Source organism: Bradyrhizobium sp. CCBAU 65884 (genome assembly GCF_028128835.1).
GTDB classification, from domain to species: domain Bacteria; phylum Pseudomonadota; class Alphaproteobacteria; order Rhizobiales; family Xanthobacteraceae; genus Bradyrhizobium; species Bradyrhizobium ottawaense.
Genome location: NZ_LBJU01000126.1, coordinates 44,777 through 57,273 on the forward strand (window position 1 = coordinate 44,777; position 12,497 = coordinate 57,273).

The 12,497-nt window shown below is 66.4% G+C and carries 12 protein-coding genes; 5 read left to right on the plus strand and 7 right to left on the minus strand.

Annotation, left to right across the window (positions count from 1 at the left end; translation table 11 throughout):
- Positions 1-77 precede the first annotated feature (77 nt).
- From XI03_RS27300 to XI03_RS27315, 4 genes are all read left to right on the plus strand, one after another.
- A complete protein-coding gene (locus tag XI03_RS27300; protein ID WP_018315733.1) occupies positions 78-647 on the plus strand; it encodes a sigma-70 family RNA polymerase sigma factor in 570 nt (189 codons plus the stop codon).
- The gene (locus XI03_RS27305; RefSeq protein ID WP_271593845.1) at positions 644-1,339 is read left to right on the plus strand and encodes a hypothetical protein; all 696 of its coding nucleotides are present in this window, start codon (positions 644-646) and stop codon (positions 1,337-1,339) included. Before XI03_RS27300 ends, XI03_RS27305 begins: the two co-directional genes overlap by 4 nt.
- Before the next feature lie 16 nt (positions 1,340-1,355).
- The gene (locus XI03_RS27310) at positions 1,356-3,071 is read left to right on the plus strand and encodes a S8 family serine peptidase (RefSeq protein ID WP_271593846.1); all 1,716 of its coding nucleotides are present in this window, start codon (positions 1,356-1,358) and stop codon (positions 3,069-3,071) included.
- A gap of 525 nt (positions 3,072-3,596) precedes the next feature.
- The gene (locus tag XI03_RS27315; protein ID WP_271593847.1) at positions 3,597-4,343 is read left to right on the plus strand and encodes a TIGR03809 family protein; all 747 of its coding nucleotides are present in this window, start codon (positions 3,597-3,599) and stop codon (positions 4,341-4,343) included.
- Positions 4,344-4,468: 125 nt separating this feature from the next.
- Here the strand turns inward: XI03_RS27315 and XI03_RS27320 are convergent, their stop codons facing one another.
- The 6 genes from XI03_RS27320 to XI03_RS27345 all read right to left on the minus strand — a co-directional run bounded on the left by XI03_RS27320 (position 4,469) and on the right by XI03_RS27345 (position 10,983).
- Positions 4,469-5,839, minus strand: coding sequence for a TIGR03808 family TAT-translocated repetitive protein (locus XI03_RS27320; protein WP_271593848.1), 1,371 nt, complete (start codon positions 5,837-5,839; stop codon positions 4,469-4,471).
- Between the two features lie 230 nt (positions 5,840-6,069).
- Positions 6,070-6,723 carry a pyroglutamyl-peptidase I gene (locus tag XI03_RS27325; protein WP_271593849.1) on the minus strand — a complete coding sequence of 218 codons (654 nt, stop codon included), beginning with the start codon at positions 6,721-6,723 and terminating at the stop codon, positions 6,070-6,072.
- Positions 6,720-7,709, minus strand: coding sequence for a methylmalonyl Co-A mutase-associated GTPase MeaB (meaB, locus tag XI03_RS27330; RefSeq protein WP_271593850.1), 990 nt, complete (start codon positions 7,707-7,709; stop codon positions 6,720-6,722). The genes XI03_RS27325 and meaB overlap by 4 nt, the downstream gene beginning before the upstream one ends.
- A 51-nt stretch (positions 7,710-7,760) precedes the next feature.
- The gene (locus tag XI03_RS27335) at positions 7,761-9,272 is read right to left on the minus strand and encodes a tripartite tricarboxylate transporter permease (protein WP_271593851.1); all 1,512 of its coding nucleotides are present in this window, start codon (positions 9,270-9,272) and stop codon (positions 7,761-7,763) included.
- Positions 9,273-9,278: 6 nt separating this feature from the next.
- On the minus strand, positions 9,279-9,770 hold the full coding sequence (locus XI03_RS27340; RefSeq protein WP_152103275.1) for a tripartite tricarboxylate transporter TctB family protein: 492 nt from the start codon (positions 9,768-9,770) through the stop codon (positions 9,279-9,281).
- 220 nt (positions 9,771-9,990) lie between these two features.
- The gene (locus XI03_RS27345; RefSeq protein WP_152103274.1) at positions 9,991-10,983 is read right to left on the minus strand and encodes a tripartite tricarboxylate transporter substrate binding protein; all 993 of its coding nucleotides are present in this window, start codon (positions 10,981-10,983) and stop codon (positions 9,991-9,993) included.
- A gap of 104 nt (positions 10,984-11,087) precedes the next feature.
- Between XI03_RS27345 and XI03_RS27350 the strand changes: the two genes are divergently transcribed.
- Entirely contained in the window at positions 11,088-11,666 is a 579-nt protein-coding gene (locus tag XI03_RS27350; RefSeq protein ID WP_271593852.1) for an SRPBCC family protein, read from the plus strand.
- 7 nt (positions 11,667-11,673) lie between these two features.
- On the opposite strand, the gene XI03_RS27355 is transcribed toward XI03_RS27350, so the two are convergent.
- Positions 11,674-12,462: an RsiV family protein gene (locus XI03_RS27355; protein ID WP_271593853.1), complete on the minus strand. Its 789-nt coding sequence runs from the start codon at positions 12,460-12,462 to the stop codon at positions 11,674-11,676.
- Positions 12,463-12,497 lie beyond the last annotated feature (35 nt).

The following is a 12,497-nucleotide window of genomic DNA, read 5'->3' on the forward strand; positions in this document are numbered from 1 at the left end:
TGCGGTACGCTGAACAATTTTGCACCCCCGGTCGAACCGTCCGCCGCGCCGACCCGACCAACTTTGCGAGACGGGCATTGAGCGTGACACAGGCGGCTTCGGACGAGGTCCTGATCGCCAGGATCGCCCAAGGTGACCGGCTCGCCATGCAGGTGCTGTACGGGCGGCACCATGTCAGGGTCTACAGGTTCGGGTTGAGGCTCGTGCGGGACGAGCAGGCGGCGGAAGACCTCATCAGCGAGGTGTTTCTCGACGTCTGGCGTCAAGCCGGCAAGTTCGAGGGCCGATCTGCCGTTTCTACCTGGCTGCTGGCAATCACCCGTTTCAAGGCCCTGTCTGCGCTCCGGCGCAGGAAGGATTTCGAGCTGGACGAAGACGCCGCCAACGCGATCGAGGATACGTCCGACAATCCGGAAACGGTGGTGCAGAAAAAGGATACCAGTGAAGCGTTGCGGGAGTGTCTGACGGGCCTCTCGCCGGACCATCGGGAAATCGTCGATCTCGTCTACTACCACGAGAAGTCCGTGGAAGAGGTGGCCGAAATCGTCGGAATACCGGAGAACACTGTGAAGACGCGCTTGTTCTATGCGCGCAAGAAACTGGCCGAACTGCTGAAGGCAGCCGGCGTTGAGCGAGGCTGGCCATGATGGCTTTGAGCAAGAAGATGCTGGAGCAAGAGCCCAGTGAAATTGAACTGCTGCTGCCGTGGCACGCGGCCGGCACGCTGAACGCACGCGATGCGCGGCGGGTCGAGGAAGCGCTGGCGCGCGATCCCGGGCTTGCCAGGCAATATGCGGCAATCCGCGGCGAGTACGAAGAGACCATTCATCTGAACGAGAGCTTGGGGGCTCCGTCGGCGCGCGCGCTGCAGAAGCTGTTCACCTCGATCGACGCCGAGCCGGCGCGGGCGAGCGGCTCGCTGCCGCTGTCGGCGCGCATCTCGACCTTCTTCGCGAGCCTGTCGCCGCGCACGCTGGCGTGGTCGGCGAGCCTCGGCGCCATCGCGCTGATGCTGCAAGCCGGAATCATCGGCGCCGTGCTGATGAAGAACCAGCCCGCGACGTTCCAGACCGCTTCGCTCTCGACCAGCGGTCCGATCACACGCGAACTCGGTACGACTGTTCCGCCGGCGCGCGCGCTGGTGCGCTTCACGCCCGAGGCCCGCGTCGCCGACATCACCGCGCTGCTCGACAGCTATCAGGCCTCGATCATCGGCGATGCCAAGGGCGGCATGTTCCGCCTCCAGTTCGACAAGGCGATGAGCCAGGACGAGCTCGCCTCGCTGCTCGGCAAGATGCAGCGCGAGAAGTTCGTCAACCTCGCCGTCGCGGCGCCTTAAGCGCGCCGCTGATCCGATGACAGGCAAGTCCGAGAGCAGGGTGCGCGCCGGGGCCTACGCTTCATCGGTCGGCGCGGCGCTTTTGATCGCCGCCTGTCTCGGCGTCGAGGTTGCGCAGGCGCAGGCGATCATGCGCACGCCGACGATCAGCGTGCCCACGCGAACGCCGACCATCTCTCCGAGCATCGCCCCGCGCATCGCTCCGACCATCTCGGCCAGGGCGGTGTCCGTCGACCGCGGCCCGCGGACGATGGCGACCATTCCCCACACCACGACGTCGCGCCTGCGGCCGACGACGACGGTGCTGCCCTATGCGCGCTACTCGCCGAACCTGTATCCGGCCTGCACCGCGCCCTATCGCGATGCCGACGGCGAATGCCTGGCGCAGCCGAATGCCGGCGGCGGTGGCTCGGGCAAACCCGCCAAGAAGAGCGCCGGCAAGGGCCGCGGCAACGCCACGCCGGCCGCCGCCAATCTTCGCAGCTTCGCCAACGAATTCGTGGCCGAGATCGACGGCACATTGTCGCCCGATGATGCTGACGCGTTGGCCCGCCGGCACGGCTTGACGCGGATCTCGTCGGAGAGCTTCCCGCTGATCGGGGCTACGTTCGGTCTGTTTCGTGTCACGGATGGCCGGCCGTACGAGGCGGTGCGGCGCGAATTCGCGGCCGACGGCAGCGTGCGCTCGCTCCAGCCGAACTTCCGCTATGTGCTGCAGGACCAGAAATCGACGCCGCCCAGCGAAGGCGATCCTGCGCAATATGCACTGACAAAGCTCCGCCTGCCGCAGGCGCATACGCTGGCGCACGGCGCCAACGTCACGGTCGCCGTGATCGACTCCGGCATCGACACCAAGCATCCAGAGCTGGCCAATTCCGTCGCCGACAATTTCGATGCGCTCGGCAGCGCGGAGGGGCCGCACGTCCACGGCACCGGCATCGCCGGCGCCATCGTGGCGCATGACCGGCTGATGGGCAGCGCCCCCCAGGCGCGCATCATCGCGATCCGTGCCTTCGGTGGCAGCAATGGCGGCGCCGAGAGCTCGTCCTACATCATCCTGCGGTCGCTGAATTACGCCGCCGAGCACGGCGCGCAGATCGTCAATATGAGCTTTGCCGGTCCGAAGGACGCCGTGATCGAGCGCGCCATCGCGGCGACCGCCGCGCGCGGCCTCGTGCTGATCGCCGCCGCCGGCAATGCCGGGGCAAAATCGCCGCCGCTCTATCCGGCCGCCAATCCCAACGTGATCGCGGTCAGCGCGACCGATCAGCAGGACAGGCTGTTTACGGCATCCAACCGCGGCAATTACATCGCCGTCTCGGCGCCCGGGGTCGACATCTTCCTGCCGGCGCCGGACGGCAAGTACCAGATGACGTCGGGAACCTCGTTCTCGGCTGCCTATGTCTCCGGCGTCGCGGCGTTGCTGCTCGAGCGCAATTACACCTTGAAGCCGGAGGCGCTGCGCATGACGCTGGCGAAGACCGCGCGCGACCTCGGCTCCCCCGGGCGTGACGAGCTTTTCGGCGACGGCCAGACCGATGCGTTTGCCGCGGTCATGGCTGTTCCCGCCGACAGCGCGAGGCCGGTTGCGGCTGCGTCCGGTACAACAAAACGTGAAGATGCCGGGAAGCGTCGCGATGAGCCTGGCACCCGCGCGATCGAACAACCCTCGCTGTCGAGTGCGGACGATAAATCCACGATTTCTCAGGCGGATAGGCCGGCGACGCGATAGCGGCTGCGACAAAGATGCGCGCACGTCCAAGCTCAAAAAAGCGAACCCCGCATTGAACGTTCAGCCAGCTGCCACGACCAAATTATGTGGGAGCGGTCATCCCTCCCCATCAGTCATATCAGGCGCGAGCGCCCATCCACCCCAAGCGCCCATATGGCTTGACCCGTCCGGTTGTCCCCCCGGACGGGTCTTTTCTTTTGGGCATCCGATTCTTCGAAGCCTCGCGTTCGTTCAGCTTGCGGTTGATCGGACGCCCCTGTGTTCGAGTCGGCTGTTCGCTCAGCGCGTCGCACCTCCGCTATGCTTGTGCGAGGCTTGACTCGAAAACACAGCAAATCTCCGCACGACTACGGTGATTGACGACGACTGGCGTGTCGTTGCTGGACAAGTCAAAACTTTTCCACAAAATATTCATGTCGCGTCTAAATTGATTCGTGTGCGTTGCGTCCCCCGCGTCCGTGTTTTCCCCTGACGGGCTGGTTCATGACACATCGCCAAGAGTCTGATTGCGCGTCTGCGCGTGCCGTGGTTGCTGGCCGCGACGTCGCGGCGCGCTGGTGCGCTCTCGCCGAGCAGCGGCTGCAACATCTCTCCGAAATGTTCGAGACCGGCCGCTGGCGCCGTTATCACTCAGAGATCGCATTCCTCGAAAATATCCAGGAAGCCAAGCGCGCGGTCCAGACCTGGCGCGCGCTTGCGACCGGTGCTGACGTCGCCGAGGCCGCTGCAAGCGTGACGCCGGCATTCGGTTGGTCGCCGGCGACCATGCCCCGTGTGTTTCCGCGCGAGCAGCAGGCGCAGATCTTGCAGCCCAAGACCCTGCACCCAAAGGCCGTCCACATCGCCCCCGAGACCGCCGTGCCGGTCAGGCTCGACCCGAAGCCGGACGTTCTCGCCGAGATCACCGAAGCCCCGATCGCGCCGCTCGCCGCGCCCGCAGCCTCCGCTGCGATGGCGTCGTTCATCGCGCCTGCCCAGATGCCGCCGCTCAAGGCTCCGGCTGCGAGGGCGCCGCTGACCGCACCTGCCGTGAGGTCACCGCTCGCCGCGCCTGCCGCAATGGCGCCGCGCTCTGCGCCTGAAGTGAGGCCGCCGCTGGCTGTGTCTGCCGCGAAGCCGCCGAAGGCCGCGCCTGCCGCGATGGCATCGCTCCTGCCGCAGTTCGCCCCGCCGGCCGCCGAAATCGTCGCAGCCCCCGAGCGCGTCGTCGAATTCACCTTCAGCCTCGACGGCCTTGAAGCCAAGTACCCGCTGCTCAGGAACGCGTTCTAGCCGTTAAGGTGGGGATGGAGGAGAGGCAGCCGGCTCTCTTGCGTCATCCTGAGGTGCGAGACACGTGGCGCAACGCGCCGCGTGGGGAGCCTCGAAGGATGAACGGCCCAGCTGCAGGCCGATGCCTACCTTCGCACTGCATTGCCGCCGAGCACCACCTGCGCAAATCGTTGCGCGCCGTCGGCTGACAGATCCGAGGTTACGGCCCGCGCGTGATCGAGGCCGACCACGGCGCCGCGCGGGGTCTCGGAGATCATGTTGTTGTTGACCAGCGCCATGCCGGCGCCCGGCACGACGGAGACGCCGACGCCGGCGAGGGCCTTGCGGATCACGTTGCCCGTGATCGCGACGTCGCGCAGATATTTGCCCCAGCCGGCGACGATGCCGTAGGACGGCGCGTTCTCGATCAAATTCCCGGTCACCGAGGTATCCGCCTCGATGTAGATGCCGACGCCGGCGTCGTCGTCGGGCGCGGTGCCGATCGGGCGCTTCGGGATCAGGTTGCGGATGATGTTGCCCTGGACCACCGCGATGCGGCCGCCTTCGTTGAAATTGCAGACGGAGACGCCGACAGCCGCGCCGTCGACCGTGTTGTTGGCGATCACCGCGGCCTCGAACGCAAACTCCGAATAGAGCGCGACCTCGCGCACGTCGCTGACGCTGTTGCCTGATATCTGGATGTTCGAGGCGGAGTTGCCGCGCACGGCGGAGTAATCGCAGTTCCTGATGCGGTTGCCGCGCACGATCACGTTGCCGGCGCGGAAGGCATTGATGGCGTTTCCGTACTGGCCGGAGCCGCCGGGGCCGGCCTTGATGTTCTCGATGCGGTTGTCGGCAACCAGCGTGCCGTCGTCGCCGATCGCCGTGCGCAGGATCTCGATGCCGTTGTCGTTGGTGCCGATGATCGTATTGCGGGAGACGCTGAGGCCCCTGGCATCGAACGAGACCACCGCTGTCACCGCGATGTCAGTGAAGATGTTACCGGAGATGTCGCCGGACACCTGCTCGAGCCAGATGCCGCTGCCGCCTGAATTCGTGATCTCGCAATCAGTGATGCGCGTATCGCGCCCGCCGAGGACATGGATCAGCCCGCGCCGCGCCGGCAGCGGGATGTTGCCGCCGTCGAAAGTGATGCCGGTGAGGCCAAGGGAGTCCGAACCGTCGCTCTGGATCGCCGAAGCCCCCCCGGTGAAGACGAGTTTCGTTGCCCCGCGCACACCGATCAATTGCGCGCCGTTGGGCAGCCGCAACAGCCCGCTGCGATAGACGCCGGGCGGTAGCGCCAGCGGCAGCTGTGCGCGTGCAGCCTCGTCGATCGCGCGTTGAAGCGCGCGGGTCTGATCCTCGCTGCTGCCGGGCCGCACGCCGTATTGCGTGGCATCGCGGCCCAGCAGGGATGTCAGCGGCGCCGCGCGCGCGGCGTCGGCCGGCATGGCGAGGGCGCCCGCGATACCTGCGGTCGAAGCTCCGATGAGATGGCGGCGATTGAGGTCCATGACGCGTCCTCCGGCGGACGCGGGGGTCCGCGCCGACTAGGTAGCGCAGGGCGACCGGGGTCGTGAGGATTGTTCGCGGTAGGGTTAAATGTTTACGCAGAGACGGTGCCGTAGGGTGGGCTAGCCCCGCGGCTGCGCGAAGCGCAGTCCGCGCGGCGTAACCCACCATCTCACCGCGACTACGGTGTGTGCTGAAGCCAAAATGGTGGATTACGCTTCGCTAATCCACCCTACGAAGCCGTGTTCCCTGCCTTCCGTGCCAACGCCACCATCTCCATCAGCATCGCTTCCCCCGCATCCACCAGCTCGTCCAGCGTGATCCGCGGCGCGCCCTTGCGCCGCACGGCACCGCCGCGCGCGAGCAGGGGAATGTGGATGAACGCCGCAAGCTGCGGCCCGCCCGCCTTCACGTTCTCGATCGCGCGCCAGCTCAGATAGTTGCAGAGATAGGCGCCGGCATCGCGCGAGGCGCGCGCATCGATGCCGGTGAGGCGCGCGGCGCGCAGCAGCCTTGCCGTGTGCGGACCGAAATTCATCGCGTCGGCATCGCCGGCGATGCCGCGCTTGCTCGATCGGGTGTTGGCGGCATCGGGCCAGAGCATGGTGACGGCGTTGCGGGCGCGGGTCTCGATGCGCAGGTAAGGCGTGCGCGCGGCGAGGCCGAACATCAACAGCGCATCCGGCTTCACCTTCGCGAGCACCTCAGGCAATTGCCGGTCGACTGCGGCATAGGTGACCGGGAAGATGTGGCTGGAGAGCGCGACATCATCGAGGGCCGGACGGCGCAGTTGCGCGAGCCGCGCGACCAGCGGCCGGGTCGGGTTAAAGGGCGCGCCGGGAAACGGGCCGAAGCCGGTGAGAAGAATGCGGAGCTTTTCGCTCATTGCAGCAACTCCAGGATCTGCTCGGCGGCGAGGGCCGGCGTGAGATGGCCGTCGGCGACCTCGGTTTCGATCTTCCGGACCTTGCTGCGAACCGAGGCCTCGCTGCGCAGCCGCGCCAGCATCCGTTGCTCCAGCATCGACCACATCCATTTCACCTGCTGCTGACGCCGCCGCACGGCGAAATCGCCGGACGCGTTCATCGCCTTGCGATGATCCAGAACCTTCTGCCAGAGCTCGGTGATGCCGGTGCCGGCCAGCGCCGAATAGGTGACGACGGGTGGGTGCCAATGTTCGGACCGCGGCGCCAAAATATGCAGCGCGCCGCGATAATCGGCGGCGGTGATCTTGGCGCGCTTGAGATTGTCGCCATCGGCCTTGTTGATCGCGATCATGTCGGCGAGCTCGACCAGGCCCTTCTTGATGCCTTGCAGTTCGTCGCCGCCGCCCGGCAGCATCAGTGCGAGGAAGAAATCCGTCATGTCGCAGACCGCGGTCTCGGACTGGCCGATCCCGACGGTCTCGACCAGCACGACGTCGAAGCCCGCCGCCTCGCAGAGCAGCATCGCCTCGCGCGTTTTTGCGGCGACGCCGCCGAGCGTGCCCGAGGACGGCGAGGGGCGGATGAAGGCATCGTCGGAGGCTGATAGCCGCGCCATTCGCGTCTTGTCGCCGAGGATCGAGCCGCCGCTGCGTGCCGAGGACGGATCGACCGCGAGCACCGCGACCTTGTGGCCCTGCTCGATCAGGTGCGTCCCGAGCACATCGATGGTGGTGGACTTGCCGACGCCGGGCGATCCCGTGATGCCGACGCGGAACGCCTTGCCGGTGTGGGGCAGCAGCATCTGCACCAGCTCGCGCGCCAGCGCCTGGTGGTCGCCGCGCCGGCTCTCCACCAGCGTGATGGCCCGCGCCAGCGCCGCGCGGCTGCCGGCGCGCAAGTCGCGGGCGAGGGATTTGATGTCCAGCGAGGCCTTCTTCTCAGTCATGCCCTGCTTTACAACGCCGAGGCGGGGCAGGCGAGGGCCGCTCGCCCGGAATCACCTGCTTGTCGCCACCGCCGTCTGCGCCGGTTTCATCTTGCGCCAGACCCACACCATCACCGGCCACAGCAGGGCGCCGATCGCCATCGCGGCAAGGATGGCCGCGACAGGACGCTCGAAGAACGGCAGGATACTGCCGTCGGACTTGATCAGCGACGTGACGAAGGCCTGCTCGACCATGGTGCCCATGACGATGCCGAGCACCATGGCGGCGACCGGGTAGCCGTTCGCCTCCATCACGTAGCCGATCACGCCGAAGGCGGCGACGGTGACGACGCCGAACATGTTGTTGCCGATCGCGAACGAGCCGACCGCGCAGCACAGCATGATGACCGGCATGATCGCCGAGCGCGGCGCCAGCAGGATGTAGGCCGCGATCCGGATCATGGCGATACCGAGCGGGATCATCATGATGTTGGCGATGATGAACATCAGGTAGATCGCGTACATGCTCGACGCCTTCTCGGTGAACAGCGTCGGGCCCGGATTGAGGCCCTTCATGTAGAGCACGCCGATCGCGATCGCGGCGATGGTGTCGCCGGGGATGCCGAACAGCAGCGAGGGCACCCAGCCCGAAGCGATGCTGGCATTGTTGCTGGCGCCGGCCTCGACCAGCCCCTCGACATGGCCGGTGCCGAATTTTTCCGGCTCCTTGGAGAAGCGCTTCGACATCGCGTAGGAGACCCAGGCGGCCATGTCGGCGCCGGCGCCGGGCAGCACGCCGATGATGATGCCGACGATGTTCCCGCGCGTCATCTGCCAGTGATACAGCTTGGTCAGCCTCCACTGTCCCGCCATGATGCTGCCGAATTTTCGCCGCGGCAGCGGCGGCGGCTCCGGCGTCAGCATCGCGCGCATCACCTGCGCCACCGCGAACACGCCGACCAGCGCCGGGATCGGCTCGATGCCGCCGAACAGATCGGTTAGGCCAAAGGTGAAGCGCGGCACGCCGCCGGGATTCTCGATGCCGATGCAGGACACCAGCAGGCCGAGGAACATGCCGGCGATCGCCTTCACCGGGGAGGAGCGCGCCACCAAGGTGGCGCACATCAGGCCGAGCAGAGCCAGCCAGAAATATTCGAAGGTCGAGAACGACAACGCGATCTCGGCGAGCGGCGGCGCCAGGATCATCAGCGACAGCACGCCGGCGATGCCGCCGACCGCGGAGAACCAGACGCCGGCTCCGAGTGCGAGCTCGGCCTGGCCCTTGCGCGTCATGGCATAGGCCTCGTCGGCATAGGCGGCCGAGGCGGGCGTACCGGGAATGCGCAGCAGTGCGCCGGGAATGTCGCCGGAGAAGATCGCCATCGAGGACGCCGCGACGATGGTTGCGATCGCCGCGATCGGCGAGAGGTAGAAGGTGACGGGGACGAGCAGGGCGGTCGCCATCGTCGCCGACAGGCCGGGCAGCGAGCCGATCACGAGCCCGTACACGGAGGCTGCGAACATTGCGATGATGACCTCCCAGGTGGAGATCAGCGCGAATGCTTCAATCAGGGTCTTGAGCATGGGGGATTACCAGGGCGTCGGCAGCAGGCCGGCAGGCAGCGGCACGCGCAGCAGCTTGCCGAAGATGAGGTGGATGGCGAACGGCGACAGCGCGGCAAGCGGCAGCGCCAGCTTCCACTTCGCACCGAGCGCGGTGGACGTCACATAGACCATGATCGCCGCAGTGATGATGAAGCCGAGCCGGTCGGCGGCGACGACGTAGAACAGCAGCAGCGCCGGCGGCAGCAAGGCGCGCAGGCCGTAGAGCTTGCCCTGCGGCGGTGGAGCGGCTGCCTGGCCGTCCTCCAGCGGGATCAGCTCTTCCTCCTCCTCGAAGGAATGGCCGATCCCGAACACGATCGCGAGCCCGCACAGCGCAAGGCCGCTGCCGATCACGAGCGGAAACACGTTGGGGCCGACCGGCTGGCCCGGCACCGGCGGCAAGATCCAGCCGCCATAGGCAGCCGCAGCACCAAGCACGACGAGAAACGATCCCGTAACGGAGTCGGGAAGACGCATGGGAGAAGTCCTACGTACGATGTTCTCCCTCGCCCCGCTTGCGGGGAGAGGGTTGGGGTGAGGGGGCTCTCCGCGGGGGAGGTGAGAATTGGATTTGCGGAGACTCCCCCTCACCCGGATCGCATCTGCGATGCGATCCGACCTCTCCCCGCAAGCGGGGAGAGGTTGAAGAAGTGCCGTGACCATCAATCAAAGTCATCTCACGCGTGAGCTGTGAACATCACGCCTTGCTCAAGCCGGCCGCCTTCATCGCTTCGCCCATCTGGGCGTCGCCCTTGTCCATGAAGCCTGCGAACTGGCCGGCATCGCCCCACACGGTGCCGAAGCCGCGATTGCTCATGAAGTCCTTGAACTCGGCGGACTCGTAGACCTTCTTCAGCGCCGCGGTGAGCTTGGTTGCGATCTCCGGCGGCAGGTTCTTCGGGGCGCCGATGCCGCGCCAGGCGCCGGTCGCATAGTCGATGCCCATCGCTTCCTTCAGCGTCGGCACGTCCTTGAAGATCGGGTTGCGCGCGGGGGCCATGATGGCGAGGCTCCTGGCCTTGCCGGCCTCGATGATGGCGCGCGCTTCCGGCACCGAGCAGGTGGTGAGGTCGAGGCCGCCGGCGGCGAGATCCTGCATTGCAGGCGCCGCGCCGTTCGAGGGCACCCAGGCGACCTGGTTGGCGGGCAGGCCCATCGCCTGCATCCAGCCGACCAGCGCCAGATGCCAGATGCCGCCCTGGCCGGTGCCGGAGGCCTTGAACTTGCCGGGAGGCGCCGCCTTGATCGCCTCGGCGAGCTCCTTGACCGTCTTGTAGGGCGACGAGGAGGAAACCTGGATGCCCGGGGGGTCCTCGTTCATCAGCGCCAGCGGCGTGTAGCTCTTCGGCGTCAGCTCGGTGAGGCCCTGCCAGTGCATCATCGAGATTTCGACGGTGAGCATGCCGATGGTGTAGCCGTCGGGCTGTGCGGTCGCGATCGCGCTATGGCCGACCACGCCGGAACCGCCGGTGCGGTTGACCACGTTGAAGGGCTGGCCGAGGTCCTTTTCCAGCAGCGCTGCGACGATGCGCGCGGTCGCATCGGTTCCGCCGCCCGCGCCCCATGGCACGATCACGGTGACCGGCCGGGCCGGATAGGCTTGCGCAAGCGCTGGCTTGAAGCCGAAAGCGGCGGATGCCGCAACTGCGGCGGTCGAAGCCGCAAAGGTGCGGCGCGAAATCTTGGACATTGAATCCTCCCAGCGGCGCCCGTGACGTCGGGTGCTCTTCTCAATGCGCCATTCTAGTCGGCTTTGCAGCGCCCCCGCAAGGTAGCGCTACCAACGAGATCGCCATGTTGTGTGAAAACAGCATGCCCATCGGATGGGCAGTCGGAAATCGGGTGGGTTTTGCCCGCGCAATTCGCCAACCTCTGCGCGTAACGAAATCCAAAGGCAAGCTACCGATGACCCAAGCCTATTACAGCGCCGTGCTGGACCGCCCGCTGAACGAAGTCTGGTCGCTGATCCGCGACTTCAACAACTATCCCGCTTACATCGACGGCGTGAGCGAGAGCGAGATCGAAGACGACAAGCGCGGGGATGAAGTCGGCGCCGTCAGACGCTTCTGCTATCTCGGAAACTGGATCCGCCAGCGCCTGGTCGATCACTCGGACCGGCAGCATACCCTGACCTATGCCGGTCTCGAAGCGCTGCCGTATCCGCAAGATGACGGAAGCCAGACGCCGGCGCCGACGCGCTATCAAGGCACCATGCATCTGCGCCCGATCGTCGAGGGCGATCGTACCCTCATCGAATGGTCGGTCTCCCTTGATACCGAGCCGGCGGATGCCGATCGCTGGCAGGCGCTATTCGCCTCCTGGATTCCCGATTGGACGGACTCACTTGCGCGGACGCTGGCGCGGGCCAGTTAGCGACCGCTCACGGCTCCTCGGCGTCGCCCTTCGGCCGCGCGCCGCCGAAGATGCGCGCGCCTTCCGCGGTCCAATAAGGCTTCAGCGTTTCCCACGGCACGAAGGCGACATACTCGCCCTCGACGTAGGGGCCGACGGCGTAGGGCGGATAGTGGAAGGTCAGCCCGGAGCTCTTGCCCGCCTCGGTCGAGGGCGCCAGCGTCACCGCGCCGATCTTGAGCAGGCTCGGCGCGACGCTCTTGAACCATTCGTCAGTCGCGGTCTCGCTGGCGTCGCGCTTTTTCTTCTCGGTGCGGAGCGAGGCGATGATGGCCTTCACCATCGCCTTCATCGTCGCCCCGTTATCGGCGGTCTCGGTGAAGAGCGGGCGGATCGAGATGCGCTTGTTGTCGGCCTTGTCCCACAGGATCGTATCTACGTTCGAATTGGGATGGGCGCCATGGGTGTTCATGTAGTCGTTGCGGAGGATGCTGACGTAGCGGTCGGCGACGACCGAGCGGATCTCATATTTGCGCTCGAAATCCCAGCCGCCTTCCTTGAAGAACTGCGGATCGGCTTTGCGCGAGGCGGCCGCTTCGGCGGCGTTCTTGTCGAGCCATTTCTTGCCCTCGGCCAGGCAATCCGCCGCCAGCGCCGCATCCGCCTTGATCTTGTCGTCGAGGAACACGCGGGCCTCGATGCTCTTGGTCTTGATGACGGCGTCTGGCTTGGGGTCGGCGGCGTGGGCGGGACCGAACAATGCGCTGCAAACTGCGGCAGCAGCGAGCGCGCGCATGAGCGTGGGCGCGAAAAACATCACGCAAATTCCTTCTTGTCGGGAAGTAGACGGCG